The sequence below is a fragment of the Streptomyces sp. NPDC007917 genome, assembly GCF_042959105.1.
In the GTDB taxonomy this organism is placed as follows: Bacteria; Actinomycetota; Actinomycetes; order Streptomycetales; family Streptomycetaceae; genus Streptomyces.
In genome coordinates this window covers 87,083-105,513 of the sequence record NZ_JBIBKK010000030.1, presented here as the reverse complement: position 1 = coordinate 105,513, position 18,431 = coordinate 87,083, and the positions used below count along the sequence as shown (strand labels likewise).

Sequence of the window (18,431 nt, the reverse complement as noted above, 5' to 3'; positions counted from 1 at the left end):
CTTCGCCGGTGAATCCGTCGTTGTGCGACGGTGTACCCCGACGAAAGTAGGGGGTCGACGTGGAAGATCGTCGGAGGAGCGCCCGTCAACCGCCTGCCTACGATTCCGGGGTGAGTCAGAGAAACCCGTGGACCGCGTACGGGCGCTACGGCCTAGTGCTGCTGCTGACCGCCGGCGCCGTCCAGAACGGCGCCGTGCTCGCCGGCGGCCGGTACGTGACACCATGCACCGCGGCCGCGGTGCTCTGCGGATCGGCCCTGCTGGCGCGCCGGAGCCACTGGCTCGTCGCCCCGCTTCTGGCCACCGCGGCGACGGGGGTGTGGGGGTGGCCCATGCTGCCGCTGCTGCTGCTCACCCTGTTCGACCTGGCCGCCCACCGCCGCGCCGCGGTGGCCGTGGGCTGCGGCGCCGCCGTCCTGGCCGTAGGCGCGGTGGCGCCTGCCGCGGCCTCGCTGTGGCGGCCGCAGCAGTACGGAGCCAGCCTGTTCCTGCTGCTGGCCGTGGTGGGCGGGCTGTGGATGGGCAACCGCCGCCGCCTGGTGGGGGCGTTGAACGCCCAGGTCGAGCATCTGCGCATCGAGCGGGAGCTACGGGAGGAGTCCGCCCGCGCCGCGGAACGCTCCCGGATCGCCGCCGAGATGCACGACGTACTGGCCCACCGCCTGAGCCTCATCGCTCTGCACACCGGGGTCCTGACCACCAAGGCGGACACACTGCCCGCCCCGGTGGCCGACCGCCTCGCCCTGCTGCGCACCGCCTCCACCCAGGCCCTGGCCGATCTGCGCGATGTCCTCGGCACCCTGCGCCACCCCCACACCACCCCCGCCGATGCCGCACCCGCACCCGTGCTGCGCGATGTGCACGAACTGATCGAGCAGGCACGCACGGCCGGCCAACAGGTCGACACGGACGTCCAGGGGCGGCCCGAACAGGCTCCCGCCGCCCACCGCCTGGCCGTCTACCGCCTGCTCCAGGAAGGGCTGACCAACGCCCGCAAACACGCCGCGGGCGCGCCGGTGAGCATCCGCCTCGACTACGGCCCGCCCGCCACCCTCGTTGAGGTCACCAACGCCCCCGGCGCCCCGGCCCCGCACACCGCCCCCTCCGGCTTCGGACTGGTGGGCCTGCGCGAGCGGGTCAGCGCGCTTGGCGGACACTTGGACGTCGGCCCCCACGGCGCCGGTACGTGGCGCCTGGCCGCCCGCATCCCCCACCCCGCACACACCGACCGTCCCGCACACACCGACCAGAACGGCCCCCGGACATGATTCGCGCCATGATCGTCGACGATGACGCCCTGGTCCGCCTGGGGCTGGCCGACCTCCTGGACGGCGACGAAGGCGTCGACGTCGTCGCCCAGGCATCGGACGGCCTGCACGCCATCGAACTCGCCACCGCTCACCGCATCGACGTCGCCCTGGTCGACGTACGCATGCCCCGCATGGACGGCATCACCGCCACCGCCCGCCTGCGCGCCCTGCCCCACCCTCCGAAGGTCATCACCCTGACCACCTTCGACCTCGACGAGTACGTCTACAACGCCCTGGCCGCCGGAGCCGACGGCTTCCTCCTCAAAGACGCCGACCCCGCCGAGATCCTGCGCGCCGTCCACCTCGTCGCCACCGGATCGGCCATGCTCCACCCCACCGCGGCCCGCCGCCTCATCGACCACTACCACCAGGCCAACCAGCCCCGGGCCGCCGCCGCCCGCACCCGGCTCGAACAACTCACCCCGCGCGAACACCAGGTGTTGGCACTCCTCGCCCGTGGCTGCACCAACGCCGATATCGCGACCGACCTCGGCATGCGCGAGAGCACGGTCAAAGCCCACGTCAGCCGCATCCTGACCGCGCTCGAGGTCACCAACCGCCTCCAGGCGGCCCTCCTGGCCCGCGACGCCGGTCTCGGCTGACACAGACCGCGGTCATCACTATTTCCGTCTACTGAAATGCGACTTTCAACGTGTTGACGTGTCCGTCACGTCCCCGGAACAGGGACGAAAAGCACCGCCCCTTCCCTGTACGTCATCTGTGCACCTTGTCTGCGGCGCGGCAGCGTAGAGGTGCCTCGCACGTCGACTCGGCAAGGAGCAAGCGTGACGACGACGAAGGACACGGCATCCACCTCGACCTCGACCCCGGGGTCGGAGCACTCGCCCCGGCTCTACAACGACGACCTGGCTCCGGCCTCCGAACGGAAGTGGGGAGCGTTCAGCGTCTTCAACGTCTGGACCTCGGACGTGCACAGCCTGTACGGCTACTTCCTGGCTGCCAGCCTGTTCCTCGTCGCGGGCGGCACCTTCAAGTTCATCATCGGGATCGGTGCCGGCTCGCTGGTGATCTACTGGCTGATGACGCTGATCGGCAAGGCGGGGGTGCGGACCGGCGTGCCGTATCCGGTGCTCGCCCGGGCGTCGTTCGGCACCTTCGGCGCGAACGTCCCGGCGCTGGTACGGGCCGTGGTCGCCACCTTCTGGTACGGGGCGCAGACCAGCGCGGCGGCCGGCGCGATCGTCGCGTTCCTCACCCGCTACAGCGGCCCCAGACACCTCCATGAGACGACCCACCTGCTGGGGCACAGCGGCCTGGAGGTGGTGTGCTTTCTGGGGGTCTGGGCCGCCCAGCTGCTGATCATCAGCAAGGGAATGGAGACGGTGCGCCGCTTCCAGGACTTCGCCGGGCCGGTCGTCTGGCTGATGATGCTGGTCCTCGCCGTCGCGCTGTCGGTCAAGGCCGGCGCCTTGTCCTTCTCGGTCGACATGCCGGCCGACAAACTCGCCACGCTCGCCAAGAGCTCGACGGGCCTGAGCGTGACCCCAGGCTCGTTGGCCGCGATCGCGGCGATCGCGGCGACCTGGGTCACCTACTTCGCCGCGCTGTTCCTCAACTTCGGCGACTTCGCGCGATTCGTGCCCGACGAGAAGACGCTGCGCAAGGGGAATGTCTGGGGGCTGCCGGTCAACCTCATCCTCTTCTCGTTCGTCGCCGCTCTGACCACGGCCGCGGCCAGCAAGGTGTACGGCCAGGTGATCCTGGAACCGGCCGAGATCTCCGCCAAGTTCGACAGCGTCTTTCTCGTCCTGCTCGCCGCCCTGACCTTCGCGGTCGCCACGCTGGGCATCAACGTCGTCGCCAACTTCGTCAGCCCGGCCTTCGACTTCGCCAACCTCGCCCCGAAGTACATCGACTTCCGGCGCGGTGGCCTCCTCGCCGCCGTCATCGCGCTCCTGCTCTACCCGCTGCACCCGTGGGACAACGCGCCGAGCTTCGTCAACGCCATCGGCTCGACCATGGGCCCGATCTTCGGCGTGATCGTCGTGGACTACTACCTGATCCGGAAGTCGCGGATCGACGTCGCGGCCCTCTACCGGGAGAACGGCGAGTTCCGCTTCCAGGGCGGCTGGAACATCCGCGCCTTCGCCGCAGCCGCCGTCGGCGCGGTCTTCTCCAGCCTCCTCCCGGTCTACGGCCCGGCTGACTACAGCGCGACGCTCGGGCCGTACAGCTGGTTCATCGGGGTCGCCGTCTCCGGCTTGCTGTACCTCGCGGTGAGCGGCGGCAGGAGCCGGAGCGTCGCGGCGCTCCCGGCGGACGGTACGGCCTGACGCGTGGCTGTGGCCCCAGACCGCCGCTCCGGCCGAGGACAGTTTGCGGACCGTCGGGGCCGTCGTCCAGGCCCTGCGCGAGCACGCGGGGCTCAGCCGGGTTGAGTTCGCGGAGCTGGTTCGGTTCTCGAAGCACACGGTGGAGTCGGTGGAGCTGGGGCGGCGGATGCCGGACGAGTCGTTTGTGGAGAGAGGGGAGGAGGCGCTGGGGAACACGGGCGCGCTGCGGAAGTCTGCGCCGCATCTGACGCGGGGCGAGCCGGGGCTCGCGGCGTGGTTCCGGCGGTGGGCGCGGCTGGAGCGCACTGCGGTGAGCCTGTGCACGTATCAGTGCAGGCTGGTGCCGGGGTTGTTGCAGTCGGAGGCGTATGTGCGGGCGGTGTTCGACAACAGCATCCCGCTGCTGACAGACGCGCAAATGGAAGCGCAGGTCACGGCCCGGCTGGCGCGGCAGAAGACGCTGCGCGAGCGGCCGAGCGTTCCGTTCGGCTTCATCGTGGAAGAGCCCCGGAGGGACGGCGGCTCGCCTACTCCGAGGGGCAGCAGACCGGACGGCTGATCGCTGGCCAGAAGGAGGTGAGCCTCCTGTACCAGCGCTATGACACACTGCGCTCGCAGGCCCTGAACCCCCAAGACTCGCGGGGCCTGTTGAAGCGACTGCGAGGAGAGCTATGAGCAGGACGGAACTCACCTGGTTCAAGTCCAGTTACAGCGGCACGCAGGGCGACGACTGCGTCGAGGTTGCCATCACAGAGGGGGCCATCCATGTACGGGACTCCAAGGACGTGACGCGTCCCCCCTTCGCCGTCAGCCGTGACGGCTGGACCCAGTTCGTACGGTTCGCCGCGCACCGATGACCGAGGAGACCGGCACCCTGCATCCCCTCGCCGACGGGGTGCACGCCTGGGTGCAGCCCGACGGCTCGTGGTGGGTCAACAACGCGGGCGTCGTGGCCACGGACGACGGGGTCGTCCTCGTCGACACCTGCGCCACCGAGCGCCGCGTCCGCAACTTCCTGCGCGCGGTGGATCAGGCCACGGGCGGTGCGCCGGTGCGGTACGCGGTCAACACCCATCTGCACGGCGACCACACCCACGGCAACAGCCTGCTGCCCGAGACGACCGTGATCATCGCGCATGAGGCGACGCGCCAGGGGATCCTGGCCGACACCGTGATCGACGGGTGTCCGCCCGCCTGGCATCCGGTCCCGGACTGGGGCGGGGTGACCCGGCGGCCGCCCGGGGTGACCTTCCGTACGGCGCTGACGCTGCACGTGGGGGAGCGGCGCATCGAGCTGCACCACCCCGGATATGCCGCGCACACCCCGGGGGACGCCGTCGCATGGCTTCCCGAGGAGCGTGTTCTGTTCGCCGGGGATCTGCTCTTCCACCAGGTCAACCCGCTGGTGTTCATGGGCTCCGTGGAGGGCGCGCTGCGCTCGCTCGACTGGATCGCGGCGTTCGAGCCCGAGCATGTCGTCCCCGGACACGGCCCGCTCATCGACGCGAACACGCTGCCCGAGGTGCTGGACACCCACCGGCGCTACTACCGGTTGGTGCTGGAGACCGCCGAGGCGGGCCTGCGCGACGGGCTGACGCCGCTGGAGGCGGCGCGGGCCTGCTCGCTCGGTGAGTTCGCCGAACTGCCCGACGCCGAGCGCATCGTGCTCAATCTGCACCGGGCGTACGCGGACCGCCGTGGTGGCGCTTACGACCCCTTCGCGACGTTCGCCGACGCCATCGCCTACAACGGAGGGTCGCTGCCGACACGGGTCTGAGCCGATGCGTCAGGAAGCTGCCGAATGGTGGCAACTGGGGCGGGTGAGTCGCATGGTTTCTCGACGGGAGGGTAATCAGTGGGCGACCTCGGGGTCGATTCACTGGACCTATCTCTGGAGGAAAACCCATGGAGATGCAGGCGAGATCGGATGAGACCGTCGAGAGCTACGAGCCGCCGGCCCTGGTGGCCGTGGGTGAGTTCTCGGAGGACACGCTGGGGTTCGGCCACCGGTACGAGGACGTGCTCGGTGAGCAGGGCTGGGGGTGAGGGTAACCCTCCGGACCGTTTGAGATGAGCGCCGGGTTTGTCGTCCTTCCGGACGTGCCGGATACAGAGCTCTTGTTTGATGCGTATCCCTTTGAGGCCCCTGATTCGATACCGCACCCGTCAGGCCGACCCTGGCTGGTGGGGCGGTGGGAGCCGGATGAGATCCGTCAGGTGGCGACCGGGCCCGTGCGACTGGTGGTGATCGGGTTCTGCCCGGTCACCACCGGCCGGCTCGAGGAGCTGTGCCGACGGGTCCGTACGCCGGCCGATGTGGACGCCGTGGCACGGGCCCTGCCGGGCAGCTTCCATCTGGTGGCCGCCGTCGACGCCACGACACGCGTACAGGGGAGTGTGACCGGCCTGCGCCAGGTGTTCCACACCCGGCTGGGCGAGGTGCCGATCGCCGCCGACCGGGCCGATGTGCTCGCGGCGATGACCGGGGGCGGAATCGACGAGGGCGCGCTGGCCGCCCGTGTCGTATGCGGTGGCATGCTGCCGCCACCGCTCGCCGACCGGAGCGTATGGGCGGGCGTGTCCACGGTGGCGCACGACCACTGTCTGCTGCTTGAGCCGGGCGGCCGGGCGCGCGAGGCGCGGTGGTGGCGGGCCCCCGATCCCGAACTCGGCCTGGAGGCGGGCGCGGCGGAGCTGCGGGCCGCGCTGATCACGGCGGTGGACGGGCGGCGGCGGGACGGGGGCGGGCTCAGCGCGGATCTGTCCGGCGGCATGGACTCGACCTCACTGAGTTTCCTGGCCGCGCGCCACACCCCCGAGCTGCTGACCTTCCGCTGGGCCGAGGCCGAGGCGGGCAACGACGACGCCCACTTCGCCACGCGGGCCGCACGCTCGCTGCCCGACGCACACCATCTGGTGGTGGCCCAGGACGAGCTGCCACCGATCTTCACCGACCCCTGGGCCCTGGCCGACCCCGAACGGCCGTATCTGTTCTCGCGCACCCTGGCCCGCGTGCGGCACACCGCCCGGCTGCTCGCCGAGCACGGGTCCCGCCTCCATCTGGCCGGGCACGGAGCCGACGAGCTCTTCAGCGCGTTCCCCGGCTATCTGCACCGGCTGGCCCGCCGCCACCCCCTGACCGCGATCCGCCACCTGCGCGGACACCGCGCGCTCAGCCGCTGGCCGCTCGCCGCGGTCCTCGCCCGGCTGGTAAGGGCGGAGCGCCCCGCCCAGTGGTGGCTGACCCAGGCCGAGCGGCTGACCAGCCCGGCCCCGCCGCGCAGAGCCCCCGCGCTGGGCTGGGGCCTGACACCGCTGCGCGCCCCGGCGTGGGCGACCGACGACGCGGTGGCCGCCGCGCGCGAGGCGCTGCGCGCCACCGCCGAACACGCCGCCCCGTACGCCGAGGACCGGGGCCAGCACCAGTACCTCACCGCGCTGCGGATCACCGCCCCGGCGTACCGGCAGGTGTCCCGGCTGTTCGCCGGGGCGGGGGTGGCCCTGCACCAGCCGTATCTGGACGACCGGGTGGTGGAGGCGGCGCTGGCGGTGCGGCTGCACGAGCGCGTCACACCCTGGCGCTACAAGCCGCTGCTGGCCGAGTCCATGCGGGGGCTGGTCCCGGACGTGGTGCTGGCCCGCACCACCAAGGGTGACTTCAGCGCCGACGTACGGGCCGGGCGGCAGCGCAACCTCTCCGCGCTGCTGGAGGTGTTCTCCGACTCCGCCCTGGCCGACATGGGTCTGGTGTCCCCGGGGGCCCTCCGCGACTACCTGCTGACCCCGCATGCCGACATCTCCAGGGACATCACCACCGAAAAGCTTCTGGGCTGTGAGACCTGGGCCCGCGCGGCACGGCAACCTCAACCTCTTGCGAAACTTCCCGGGAAGCGATGATGTCCCTGAATCTGCGTCAGGACGTGTCCATGGCCGAGACCGATGACGGAGCCGTGCTGCTCCACCAGCGCACCGGCCGCTACTGGCAGCTCAACCCCACCGGGGTGTTCGTGCTGAAGACCCTGCTGGACGGCCGTACGGACGACCAGGCCGCCGACGAACTGGCCGCCCGCCACCGCCTCGACTCCGACGCGGCCAGGCGCGACGTCTCCCGGCTGGTGGCCCAGCTGCGCGCCGCACGCCTGCTCGACGAGGCCCGATGAGCGCCCCCATGGCCCTGGCCGACCGGGACCGGCTGCCGCTCCACCGGCGGGTGGCGCCCTGGCTCGCCGTGGTCGCGGCCCGGCTGCTGGCGCGCGCCAAGCCGGCCCGGGTCCGCGCGGTGCTGGAGTCGCTGCGCCGTGGCGCCCGGCCCGCCACCGCCGAACAGGCGCTCGCCGCCCGGCGGGCCGTGGTGGCGGTGAGCCTGCGCTGTGCGGGCCAGGCCTGTCTGCAGCGGTCCATCGCGGCAGCCCTGCTGTGCCGAAGCCGGGGCGTGTGGCCCACCTGGTGCACCGGCGTGCGCACCAGCCCGTTCGAGGCACACGCCTGGATCGAGGTCGCGGGCGAGCCCGTCGGGGAGCCCTATCCGGCGGGCCACTACCGGCCGCTGCTGTCCGTCGCCCCGGTGGCCCGGGGAGAGTCATGAGTTTGTAGTGAGTATGAGACAGCGACACGCCGTAACGTCGGCGTGTCGCTGTCTCATACTCACTACAAATCGGGGGGCTACACGTTCGGGACCCGCAGCTTGTCCCAGCTCTTACGGCCCGGGATGCCGTTCGCGTCCTCGCCGGAGTACCCCAGCTTGCGCTGCCAGGCCGCGTACGACTTGCGGTCCGCCTCGGTCCACTTTGGGCCCGGCCCCTCCTCGTATCTGCCGCAGCCCTCGGCGACCAGACGCTTGCCCATCGCCGTGATGATCCTGCTCTCGCGGCCGTTCTGGAAGAACGCCGAGCCCGGGAAGGGCTCATACGTCGCGGGCGGCTTGGGCTGCTGCGGGGCGGGGCCGTCCGGCGTGGCCCCCAGGCGCTTGGCGATACGGGAGCGCATGGTGTCCATCGAGAAGCCGCGCGGGTCCACCTTGCCCGGCTGCCACTCCAAGTGGCCGATCACCGACCGCTGGCTCCAGCCGTGAGCCCGGCAGATGGCCGCGGACACCTTCTCGATGGCCAGCTTCTGCGCCTCCGGCCAGGGGTCCTCGCCATCGCCGAGGTTGATGCACTCGAAGCCGTAGAAGTGGCGGTTGCCGTCCGTGTCGGCCTCGTTGTCGCGGGGCAGCGCCGTCTCGTTGATGACAGCGTTGAGCACATCGCCGTCTCCGAGGCCGGCGTGGTTCGCGCGGCCGTTGCCGACCAGGTGGACCGCGCCCGACTTGTCGATGACGCCGTGGCACAGCGGTCCGGGCAGGGCCGAGTGGCCGTCGTAGCACAGCGCCACCGAGGAGTCCGTGCCCTTGGTGACGGTGTGGTGGATCATCACCCCGTTCACCGGGCCCCACGGGCCCTTGGAGTTGCGGTTGTGGGTGCGCCAGCTGCGGACTTCGTGGACTTCCAGTCCCTCGTCGCGCAGTGCCTTCAGGAGGCGGTCGGCGGTCAGGGGAGTGGCCATCGTCGTGCTCCTTCACAGGGGATACCTGGTGATGTACGGATGTCGTCGGTGCGGGGCTCAAACCGCGCGTGCCCGACCTTCACTTCTTCGCTTCGGCTTCCGCCTTGACCTCCGCCGCGAGCGTCGGCCGCTCGACGGCGCCGATGGCCATACGGGTCGAGATCAGCCAGTTATCCCCGGAGCGGTGTTTTTTCTCCAATGGTCCCCCCGTCACACTCCCGCGAAATCGGTTCGCAGGCCCACATGAGTGCTTATGAGTGTCTTTCCCCTGGTAAGGGCAGGTCAAGAAGGTGTTCCGGTCATCTCGCCGGTATCGGAATTCTAGATCGCTTTCTCTCTATTCCCGCTTGAGTGGGGCATTATGCAGCAGCATTGCAGCGGTCATTACTGATCAAAGAGCACGAGGGCGGGGTGGCTGCGGCGGGAACGCGCCGAATCGGCGAACACTTCGGCGCGCCGCTTTGAGGTCCGGTGGACCCTGGGATAAGGCGCACGCGGGCCCCCGGTCGGCGACCGGAGACCCGCGGGGTGTGGTGCGTACGAGGCCGCTAGCCGAGCTTGGCGGAGATGATGGGCGCCAGGTGGTCGGCGATGGTGCGGTGGCCCTTGTCGTTCGGGTGGACGGAGTCGGAGAGCTCGTCGGAGGCCAGCCAGCCCGTGGTGTCGACGAAGGAGACCTTGCTGTCGCCGCCGCTGACGGCGGCGGTCACGGCCGCCTGGGTCTCGGGGACGAAACGGCCGCGGAAGGTCTCCAGAGCGAAGATCCAGGCGTTCGGGTAGGCGGTGCGGACCTTGCGCAGCAGGCTGGAGTACGCGGCCTGGAACTGAGCCGAGGTCACGCCGCGGCCCACGTCGTTGGTGCCGAGGTTGATGACCACCGCGTTCGCCTGGTAGCGGGAGAAGTCCCAGTCGGGTGTGGCCGCGTTCGGATTCAGCTTGGTGAACTGCTGCTCCAGGCTCATACGGTCGTCCGCCGTGTCCACCAGCGCGGCGCCGCCCTGGGCGATCTGGGTGTGGTCGGCGCCCAGGCGCTCGCCGATCAGCCAGCCGTACGCGGTGCGCGCGTTCTGGGAGGTCGTGGTGCCGACCGTGATCGAGTCGCCGACGAATTCGATCAGTTTCTTCGGAGTGGGTGGCGTGAAGGTGGTGGCCCCGCTGTCCAGGGTCAGCCCCTGGAAGACCGCGTCACCGTGGTAGGAGCCCGCGACCACCTGGTAGTTGACCTGCAGGGTGTGGTTTCCGGCGGACAGCGGGGTCGGGGTCAGGTTCACCGTTCCCTTGGCCTCGTCGAAGAAGACGGCCGGACCGCCGTCGATACTGGCCCACAGGTCGATCGCGTTGCGCTGCTTGAGCTTGACGGTGCGCCCGGTGAAACCGGTGCGGAAGTACGCGCCGGCCCAGTAGGGGGTGTAGGCGGTGGCGGAGCTCTTGGTGTCCCAGCGGCCGGAGAACTTGATGTTCGGGTCGCCCGGGGCCCCGGGGGCGACGGCCGCGGACTTGGCGGCGGTGGTGGTGGCCCGGGTGGCGGCGGCGGGTTGGGCGGCGGTGGTGCCCAGCTTCGAGGAGATCACCGGTGCGAGGCGGTTGGCGAACTTGGTGTGGCCGGACTCGTTGGGGTGCCCGTTGCCGTCCTCGTAGTCCGTGCCGTCGGTGAGCCAGCCCGTGGTGTCGACGTAAGTGACCTTGGTGTCCCCGGCGCTGGTGCGGGCGCTGACGGCGGCCTTGGTCTCGGTCACATAGCGCTTCTTGAGGGTCTGGAGCGCGAAGAGGGCCGCGTTCGGGTACTTGGCGCGGATGTCGCGCAGGAGGTTGGTGTACGCCGACTGGAACTCGGCGCCCGTGACGCTGTGCCCGACGTCGTTGGTGCCGAGGTTGATGACGACCGCGCTCGCCTGGTAGCGGGAGAAGTCCCAGTTCTGGTCGCCGGTGGAGGCGGTCTTGAAGAACTGGGTGGCCAGCCCCGTGCAGCCGTCCTTGCCGACCAGGCAGTAGCCCGAGCGGGCGATCTGGGTGTGCCGCATCCCCAGCTTCTCGCCGGTCTTCCAGCCGTACGAGTCGAGCGCGAGCCGGTCGGTCAGGGCGCCGGCGGTGATGGAGTCCCCGACGAACTCGATCAGCTTCGGGGGCACTTGCGGGCTGATCGTGCCCGCGCCCGAGTCCAGCACGAGGCCCTGGAAGACGGTGTCGCCCGAGCGGTAGGAGATCCGGAGGGTGTGGTTGCCCTGGGGGAGGGGCTGCGGGGTGAGGTTGACGGTGCCCCTGACGCCCGCGTAGAAGACATCGGCGCCGCCGTCGACGCTGGCGTAGAAGTTCACCGCGTCGCGGGCCTTGACCTTCACGGTCGTCCCGGTGAACGCCGTCTGGAGGTAGCCGCCGGTCCAGTTGGGCACGGCGGCGGTGCCCGAGCTCACATCCCAGCGGCCGACGTAGGAGATGTTCGGATCGGTCACCGAGCCGTTGCCCAGGGCCGTGGCGGCGGGTGCCTGGGCGGCGGGTGTCTGGGCGGCGTGCGCCCGGGTGCCGCCCAGGCTCAGGCCCCAGACCAGCAAGGACGTGGTCATGACAAGCAGAAGCACCGCGCGTGCCGTGCGTGCGGCCGCGCGGGCGGAGGTTCTCCCGGTGGGCCTGGTGGGTCTGGTGGCCCCGGTGCTCCTGGTGGCCCCGGTGCTCCTGGTGGGGGGTGTGATCGGCGGCATGGGCCGTCCTCTCTGTGGGCGGGTGCGGGTACCGGCCCGGGAACCTCCTCGGGAGCGCTCCCATCGCGGGCGCGCCCACGATGGAAGCGTTGAATCGGTTCAACGTCAAGAGAGGCGGTCAGGTTCGAAAATTCCGGTCGAAAGTCCCAGTCGAAAGCCCGTCAAAAGGTTTCGTCAGGGCTGCCGATGACGTCCCGGACGGTCTCCACGATCTCCGACACCGCCCCCGCGGGGGCCGGATCGAGCGCCACTTGCCGCTCGAACTCGGCCAGTGCCTCCCGCATCATGTACGGCTGTTGCACAAAGGTGAGCTGTACGAGCTCGGCCCCACAGTCGACATAGTCCCGCTCCCCGTTCTCCAGGGCGCTGACCAGGTCCCACATCAGGCCGACCGCCTCGCTCGCGTCCTGCGGTGAGTGCATGAACATCCTCCGCTGGTCCCGTGACTCGGTACGGTCCCGTTCCTCGGACTGAGAGTGTCCCGCCTCATCCCGGTCGGCGCATCCGTAATGCGATAAGCGACAACGCGCGTCGGGCTTCGACCGGTTTCGGCGCGTGGGCCGTCCGCCGCCGCCCGTTCGTCCGCGAGTGGTGCGCCGTTTACGATCTGACCCATGTCCGATACCGGCGGCGTACGCGAAGTGAAGTCCGCGGCCCGCACCGTGGAGCTGCTGGAGCTGCTCGCCGCGCGCGGTGACCGCCCGGCCCGGCTGCGTGAGCTGGCCGATGAGCTCGGGGTGCCGCGCAGCAGCATGTACGCGCTGCTGCAGACGCTGATCGACCGCGGCTGGGTGCGCACCGACGCCACCGGCTCGCTCTACGGCATCGGCATCCGTGCCCTGCTGACCGGCACCAACTACCTCGACAGCGATCCGCGCGTACGCACCGCGCGGCCCTACCTCGACGAGGCGTCCGACGCCCTCGGCGAGACCATCCACTTCGCCCGGCTCGACGGCGGCGACGTCATCTACCTTGCCACCCGCGAGTCGCACGAGTACCTGCGCCCCTTCAGCCGGGTCGGCCGCAGGCTCCCGGCCTACGCCGGCGCGCTCGGCAAGGCCCTCCTCGCCGAGCGGGACGAGCGCGAGCTGCCCCTGCCCGACGGCCCCTGGGAACAGCTGACGCCCAACACCCACACGGACCGCGCCTCGCTGGTCGCGGACCTGGCACAGGCGCGGGAGCGGGGCTATGCGATCGACCGGGAGGAGGGTGTGGTGGGCATCGCGGGCTTCGGATTCGCCCTGCGGTACGACTCGCCCGCCATCGACGCGATCAGCTGCTCGGTGCCGACGGCCAGGCTGACCGAGGAGCACGAGCGGCGGATCGTCACCGTCATGCGCGAGATCCGGGGCCGGATCGAAGCCGCGGCGCCCGGCGCCGCCGGGGCGGCCCCTCAGTGGCGCTAGCCGTGCCATTTCCCCCGGCCGGTAGGCTGCCGCCCCATGACTGCGGGAAATCCGAACGCCGCATTGCTGCGCGCGAACAGCCTGCTCGCCACCTGTGAGTATTACCTCAGGCATTCTGACGGCGAGCGGGAGATTCCCGGATTGCTGGCCGATGTGGGGCGCTGTTTCGACGAGGCCGGGGAAGTGTCGGCCTCCGGAGACGAGGAGGCCGCCGCCACCCTTGCCGTCCTGCGTTCGACGGCCGCGACGTTCGCCCTGCGGCATGCCGTGTTGTTCACGGTGGCGTGTGATTTCGATGATGAAGACGGCACTTTGCTGGGCGGTATGGGGAAGTACGACAAGGCCGGCGTAAGCGGCCCCCTCGCGACTCAGGCGGTCCAGGCGGCGCGAGCGGCCCTCGAGGCGCCCGGCCGTCGGCCGCCGCGGAGCGGGATGAGCCACGGGCGTCATGGATTCGCCTTGCTGCGTTGGGGATTCTGGATTTCCAACAACGACTGGGACACCGGATTTCTGCTGTTCAGCTCTGTCGCTGAGGCGCGTGCTCACATCGATGAGAAGTTCACGGACCTTCTCGCGCCGCCGAATCACGGGGACGAAGAGGAGTGGGACGAGGAGGAATGGGACGAGGGCGAGGAGGATTCGGACGAGGACGAGGACGAGGGCGAGGACGCGGGCGCGAAGCAGACGTTTCTGCAGATTCACCGGCCCGGGCAGCGCATTGCCGAGTACGACCTGAACGCCCGAACGCGAACCGGGCCGGGTGGCGAACCATTGAGCATCGATTGGTCGGGCATTCCGGTGGACGGGCGGTTGGAGTCGCCACTTCCGCCGGGGCGCCCGCTCCGGATCGACGGCCGTCTGTGTTTCTACGGTGGGCGGACGTAGCCCCGGCACGGCCATCGAGCTTCGATAGCCGTCAAAATTTGACAGCCGTCGTACTTTCCGTTTGGGTTGGGGCACGGCGGCGCGGCCTCGCGCCGCCGTCGTCGATCGGAACGGGGATGTGCGGTGGCCAGAACAGTGCGGTTCCATGAGCATGGCGGGCCCGAGGTGCTGCGGCTGGACGACGTGGAGGTCGGCGACCCCGGCCCGGGAGAGCTGTTGATCCGCGTGGACGCGATCGGTCTCAACCGCGCCGAAGCGCTCTTCCGCGGCGGCCACTACATCGAGCCCGTCAAGGAGTTCCCCGCCCGGCTCGGCGCCGAGGCCGCGGGCGTGGTCGAGGCTGTCGGCGCGCAGGTGACGGGGTTCGAGGTCGGCCAGGCGGTCAGCGTGGTGCCCGCGTTCTCGATGAACGACTACGGCGTCTACGCCGAGCGCGCGATCGTCCCCGCGGCCGCGGTGGTGCACCGCCCCGACGCGCTCGACGCGGTGGAGGGCGCCGCGGTGTGGATGCCGTATCTGACGGCTTATGGGGCGCTCGTGGACGTCGGCGGGATGCGCGCGGGCGACACGGTCGTGCTGACCGCGGCCTCCAGCAGCGTGGGCCTGGCCGCGATCCAGATCGCCCAGCGCGTCGGAGCGGTACCCATCGCCACCACGCGCACCGGTGCCAAGAAGGACGCGCTGCTCAAGGCGGGGGCGGCCGAAGTGATCGTCACCGACGAGGAGGACGTCGCTGATCGCGTCCGTGGCCTCACCGGAGGGCGGGGCGCCGAGTTCGTCTTCGACGCCGTCGCCGGCCCGGGCGTGGTGGACCTGGCCAGGGCGGTCGCCCCCGGCGGCACGCTCTTTCTGTACGGGGCGCTGAGCGGCGAGGCGACTCCCTATCCCGGGTTCGAACTCGGCATGCCCGCGCTCAACATGCGCACGTACACCGTCACCCGCGAGCTGACCGCGCACCCGGAGCGGCTGCGCCGCGCCGAGGCGTTCGTCTCCTCCGGCCTGCGCACCGGTGCCTTCCGCCCCGTCGTGGACCGCGTCTTCGCCCTGGACGAGATCGTCGAAGCGCACCGGTACATGGAGGCGGGCGCCCAGGTCGGCAAGATCGTCGTCACTGTCGACCGCTGAGCAGCTGACGGATCGTCTCCTGGGGCAGTGCCGGGTTCGCGGCGGCGGGGTGGGCCAGCTCCTCGTCATCGAGGAGTTCCTTCAGCCGGGGATGCGGGAGCCTCGGGTGGCGCGCCATCGCGGTCCGTACGGCGGGGTCGGGGTCGCGGCTGAGCCGTTCCACGGTCGCCGGGGCGGTCTCGGGGTCGCGGGCGGCCAGGGCTCGGACCTCGGGGTCCTCGTGGTCGGCGTAGACGGCCAGTCCGGTGGTCGGGAAGTTCGGGCGGGCGGTGAGGCTTTGGCGGTTGTGGCCGGTGTACTCCAGGAAGCCGCGCAGCAGGAGCCGCGCCGGGGCGTCCGGATGGTTCTGGGCCAGCAGGACGCGTACGCCGAGATCGTCGTCCCCGGCCAGCCGCGCCACGAGGTCGGGCGGCAGCCTGTGGTCGACGGCCGCCTTCCGCCGCAGCATCGGGTGGCCGGACAGCGCGTCCCGGCGCACGTCCTCGGGGTCCCGGAGAATGTAGGGCTCCGGCATGTAGTGGAAGCAGTCGTCGACGGGGACCTCGTAGTCGATGGCGGCCCGTTCCTCCTCGCTCAGCGCGGGGTGTGCGGACACGGCCAGCCGCACCGTCGGATCGGGGTCCACGGCGAGCGCGCGGCGCTCGGCCGGCCCGAGGTCCGGGCGGCCCGCGACCGCCTCGCGCACCTTCGGGTCCGGATCGGCGGCAAGGCGGACCACCACATCGGCGGGCAGACCGGGGTTGGGAGCGATCAACATCCGGTTCGTCCCGTCCGGATCGGCGAGGGCGCTGTCCACGACAGCCCTGCTGAGGCCCCTGCGCATCAGCGAGTAGCCGCGTCTGTGGAGCGCGCCCTCGAGGAAGGTGAGATCCGACGTCGCCGGATCATCCCATTCCGCATGCATCAGCGCGCGTTCCCGGACCTCCTCATCGGGGTCTGCCAGCAGTGCGGTCCGCGTGTCGGCGGACAGGCGATCCCACGACTGGACTCCCCAACAGCGGACCTTGGCGACGGGATGAGTCGGCATGGACCGCCACAGCCCGATGGAGATCTGGCGGTAGAACGTGCCCCCGAGGGCTTCGTTGTCGTATGTGCTGATCATGCGCACGACCGCCCAGTCGGGTAGTGGTCTGATGGGCACTTCAAGCGACATTCGGGGCGCCTCGGCGAGATGGACGCGGACGAACCACTCCGGATCGTCTATCAGCCGTACCCGCTGGGCGGGATCCACGTGGGGATTGCGCGCGAAGAAGCTGCGGGTGTAGGTGTCGGGGTGCCTGAGCGCGGCCTCGACCACGGCGTCGGGCAGGACCCGGTCCCGGCACAGCACCATCCGTACGGCCGGTGAGTCGTCGGCGAGCAGCCGTAACAGGACCTCCTCCGGAGCGGACGGATTGAGCGCCACCCCGGCGAGCCGACGCTCCGCCAGGTCAGCGGCCTCCCAGATGCCATGAGGCGATTGCACAGCCATTCCCCCCGTAATCGAGCAACCTTTGAAGTGCTTGAATCGCGAGATTAACCCGCTTCGCCCGGCCGTCAATCCGTACGACCGCTACCCGAACCAGCGCCGTGGGCTCGGGGCCGTGTTGCGCCAGATGTGCTTGGTCTCCTGGTATTCGGCCAGCCCCGTCCGGCCCAACTCCCGCCCCGTGCCCGACTGCTTCATTCCACCCCACTCGGCCTGCGGCACACAGGGGTGGAAGTCGTTGACCCACACCGTCCCGGCGCGCAGCCGCGAGGCCATCCGGTGGGCCCGGGCGGCGTCCTGCGTCCACACCGCCGCGGCCAGGCCGAAGACGGTGTCATTCGCCAGCGCGAGCGCTTCGTCCTCGTCGCGGAACCGCTCGACCGTCAGCACCGGGCCGAACGACTCCTCCTGGACGACGGACATGTCGGGGGTGCAGTCGTCCAGCACGGTCGGCAGGTAGAAGTAGCCGCCCTCCAGCATCGGGTCGGCCGGCGGCGTCCCGCCGCAGCGCAGCACCGCGCCCTCGTCCAGTCCGGCCGCCACATACATCGCGACCTTCTCGCGGTGCCCGGCGGAGATCAGCGGGCCGGCACGGGCGTTCTCGTCGAACGGGCCGCCGAGCCGGATCCTGCGGGCACGGTGGACGATCTCGTCGACGAACGCGTCGTGCAGCTCCTGCTGGACGAGGAGCCGGGCACCGGCCGAACAGACCTGTCCTGAGTGGAGAAAGATGGCGGTCAGGGTGTGGTCGACGGCGGCGTCGAACTCGGCGTCGGCGAAGACCACAGTGGGGTTCTTGCCGCCGAGCTCCAGGGCGAGCCTCTTGACCGTGGGCGCGGCGGCGGCCATGATCCACCGCCCGGTGGGCACACCGCCGGTGAACGACACCATGTCCACCCGCTCGTCCGTGGTCAGCGGCGCGCCCACCGTCGACCCGGTGCCCAGGACGAGATTGCCGGCGCCCGCCGGCAGCCCGGCCTCCGCCAGCAGCCGCATCAGGCCGATCGCGGAGTGCGGGGTCAGCTCGCTGGGCTTGAGGACGAAGGTGTCGCCGGCGGCGAGCGCGGGGGCGACCTTCCAACCGCTCTGCAGCAGCGGGTAGTTCCAGGGGGCGATCAGGCAGCAGACGCCGACCGGCTCGTGCACGACCCTGCTGTCGATCTCCGGGCGGCCCGCGTCCACGACCCGGTCCGCCCCGTCGGCCGCGGCCAGGCCGCCGAACCAGCGGAAGCAGGCGGCGGCATCGTCGAGGTCGTACTCGCTCTCGACCAGCCGCTTCCCGGTGTCCATCGACTCGGCGCGGGCCAGCTCGGCCTTGTCGCGCCGCAGCAGGTCGGCGACGCGCAGCAGCAGCTCGCCCCGCTCCGCGGCGGGCAGGCGGGGCCACGGGCCGCGGTCGAACGCGTCCCGGGCGGCCTCCACCGCGGCGGAGGCGTCCTTGGGGCCGGCCTCGTCGACCGTGCCGACCAGCGTGCCGTCCGCGGGGGAGTGGATCTCCCTCACTTGTCCGTCGAGAGCGGCGGTCCACTGGCCACCGATGAACAGCTCCGGCATGGGATGCCTCCGGGCTCGGTGGGACGGTGCGCACGCCCGAGGCAGTGCACATGAACCCGTACATTCCGAGCCTAAGTGGCGCCTCCCGGCCTCGCACGGCGTGCCATGTGTCCGGCCTGGACGGTGCCGCGTATACCGGAGCGACGGGG

The 18,431-nt window shown here is 70.7% G+C and carries 17 protein-coding genes and 1 pseudogene; 13 read left to right on the top strand and 5 right to left on the bottom strand.

The genetic code is table 11. The features are described 5' to 3' along the window. The first annotated feature begins 110 nt into the window (after positions 1–110). The 10 genes and pseudogenes from ACFZDL_RS39190 (at position 111) to ACFZDL_RS39145 (ending at position 8,189) form a co-directional block, all read left to right on the top strand. On the top strand, positions 111–1,268 hold the full coding sequence (locus ACFZDL_RS39190) for a histidine kinase (protein WP_391193652.1): 1,158 nt from the start codon (positions 111–113) through the stop codon (positions 1,266–1,268). After that, entirely contained in the window at positions 1,265–1,912 is a 648-nt protein-coding gene (locus ACFZDL_RS39185) for a response regulator transcription factor (protein ID WP_353595262.1), read from the top strand. Before ACFZDL_RS39190 ends, ACFZDL_RS39185 begins: the two co-directional genes overlap by 4 nt. 183 nt (positions 1,913–2,095) lie before the next feature. Then, the gene (locus tag ACFZDL_RS39180) at positions 2,096–3,604 is read left to right on the top strand and encodes a cytosine permease (protein ID WP_353595261.1); all 1,509 of its coding nucleotides are present in this window, start codon (positions 2,096–2,098) and stop codon (positions 3,602–3,604) included. Between the two features lie 7 nt (positions 3,605–3,611). Then, positions 3,612–4,279 (top strand): annotated as a pseudogene (locus ACFZDL_RS39175) (Scr1 family TA system antitoxin-like transcriptional regulator). Next, positions 4,276–4,461 (top strand): DUF397 domain-containing protein, encoded by a 186-nt coding sequence (locus tag ACFZDL_RS39170; RefSeq protein WP_353595260.1) that lies wholly within the window; start codon positions 4,276–4,278, stop codon positions 4,459–4,461. Before ACFZDL_RS39175 ends, ACFZDL_RS39170 begins: the two are co-directional and overlap by 4 nt. Beyond that, positions 4,458–5,381 carry an MBL fold metallo-hydrolase gene (locus ACFZDL_RS39165; protein WP_353595259.1) on the top strand — a complete coding sequence of 308 codons (924 nt, stop codon included), beginning with the start codon at positions 4,458–4,460 and terminating at the stop codon, positions 5,379–5,381. The genes ACFZDL_RS39170 and ACFZDL_RS39165 overlap by 4 nt, the downstream gene beginning before the upstream one ends. Positions 5,382–5,509: 128 nt before the next feature. Further along, on the top strand, positions 5,510–5,650 hold the full coding sequence (locus tag ACFZDL_RS39160; protein ID WP_014175268.1) for a lasso RiPP family leader peptide-containing protein: 141 nt from the start codon (positions 5,510–5,512) through the stop codon (positions 5,648–5,650). A 171-nt stretch (positions 5,651–5,821) separates the two neighbouring features. Beyond that, positions 5,822–7,501, top strand: coding sequence for an asparagine synthase-related protein (locus tag ACFZDL_RS39155; RefSeq protein ID WP_353595258.1), 1,680 nt, complete (start codon positions 5,822–5,824; stop codon positions 7,499–7,501). Next, positions 7,498–7,764 (top strand): lasso peptide biosynthesis PqqD family chaperone, encoded by a 267-nt coding sequence (locus ACFZDL_RS39150; RefSeq protein WP_353595257.1) that lies wholly within the window; start codon positions 7,498–7,500, stop codon positions 7,762–7,764. Before ACFZDL_RS39155 ends, ACFZDL_RS39150 begins: the two co-directional genes overlap by 4 nt. Continuing rightward, positions 7,761–8,189, top strand: coding sequence for a lasso peptide biosynthesis B2 protein (locus tag ACFZDL_RS39145; protein WP_353595256.1), 429 nt, complete (start codon positions 7,761–7,763; stop codon positions 8,187–8,189). The genes ACFZDL_RS39150 and ACFZDL_RS39145 overlap by 4 nt, the downstream gene beginning before the upstream one ends. 77 nt (positions 8,190–8,266) lie before the next feature. Here ACFZDL_RS39145 and ACFZDL_RS39140 read toward each other — a convergent pair whose 3' ends face one another. The 3 genes from ACFZDL_RS39140 to ACFZDL_RS39130 form a co-directional block, all read right to left on the bottom strand. Continuing rightward, positions 8,267–9,148 carry a peptidoglycan-binding protein gene (locus ACFZDL_RS39140; protein WP_353595255.1) on the bottom strand — a complete coding sequence of 294 codons (882 nt, stop codon included), beginning with the start codon at positions 9,146–9,148 and terminating at the stop codon, positions 8,267–8,269. A gap of 548 nt (positions 9,149–9,696) precedes the next feature. Next, positions 9,697–11,709 (bottom strand): GDSL-type esterase/lipase family protein, encoded by a 2,013-nt coding sequence (locus ACFZDL_RS39135; protein WP_353595254.1) that lies wholly within the window; start codon positions 11,707–11,709, stop codon positions 9,697–9,699. A 296-nt stretch (positions 11,710–12,005) separates the two neighbouring features. Next, positions 12,006–12,266 (bottom strand): hypothetical protein, encoded by a 261-nt coding sequence (locus tag ACFZDL_RS39130; protein WP_353595253.1) that lies wholly within the window; start codon positions 12,264–12,266, stop codon positions 12,006–12,008. Positions 12,267–12,458: 192 nt separating this feature from the next. Here ACFZDL_RS39130 and ACFZDL_RS39125 point away from each other — a divergent pair, with 192 nt between their 5' ends. The 3 genes from ACFZDL_RS39125 to ACFZDL_RS39115 all read left to right on the top strand — a co-directional run bounded on the left by ACFZDL_RS39125 (position 12,459) and on the right by ACFZDL_RS39115 (position 15,260). Continuing rightward, positions 12,459–13,250, top strand: coding sequence for an IclR family transcriptional regulator (locus ACFZDL_RS39125; protein WP_353595252.1), 792 nt, complete (start codon positions 12,459–12,461; stop codon positions 13,248–13,250). Between the two features lie 36 nt (positions 13,251–13,286). Then, complete coding sequence (locus ACFZDL_RS39120; RefSeq protein WP_353595251.1) at positions 13,287–14,135, top strand: hypothetical protein; 849 nt, start codon at positions 13,287–13,289, stop codon at positions 14,133–14,135. A 123-nt stretch (positions 14,136–14,258) separates the two neighbouring features. Further along, positions 14,259–15,260: a zinc-dependent alcohol dehydrogenase family protein gene (locus tag ACFZDL_RS39115; protein WP_353595250.1), complete on the top strand. Its 1,002-nt coding sequence runs from the start codon at positions 14,259–14,261 to the stop codon at positions 15,258–15,260. Here ACFZDL_RS39115 and ACFZDL_RS39110 read toward each other — a convergent pair. Beyond that, a complete protein-coding gene (locus ACFZDL_RS39110) occupies positions 15,244–16,725 on the bottom strand; it encodes a hypothetical protein (RefSeq protein WP_353595249.1) in 1,482 nt (493 codons plus the stop codon). The two genes, ACFZDL_RS39115 and ACFZDL_RS39110, sit on opposite strands and share 17 nt — an antisense overlap. 87 nt (positions 16,726–16,812) lie before the next feature. Further along, positions 16,813–18,282, bottom strand: coding sequence for an aldehyde dehydrogenase family protein (locus tag ACFZDL_RS39105; RefSeq protein WP_353595248.1), 1,470 nt, complete (start codon positions 18,280–18,282; stop codon positions 16,813–16,815). Positions 18,283–18,431: the final 149 nt, after the last annotated feature.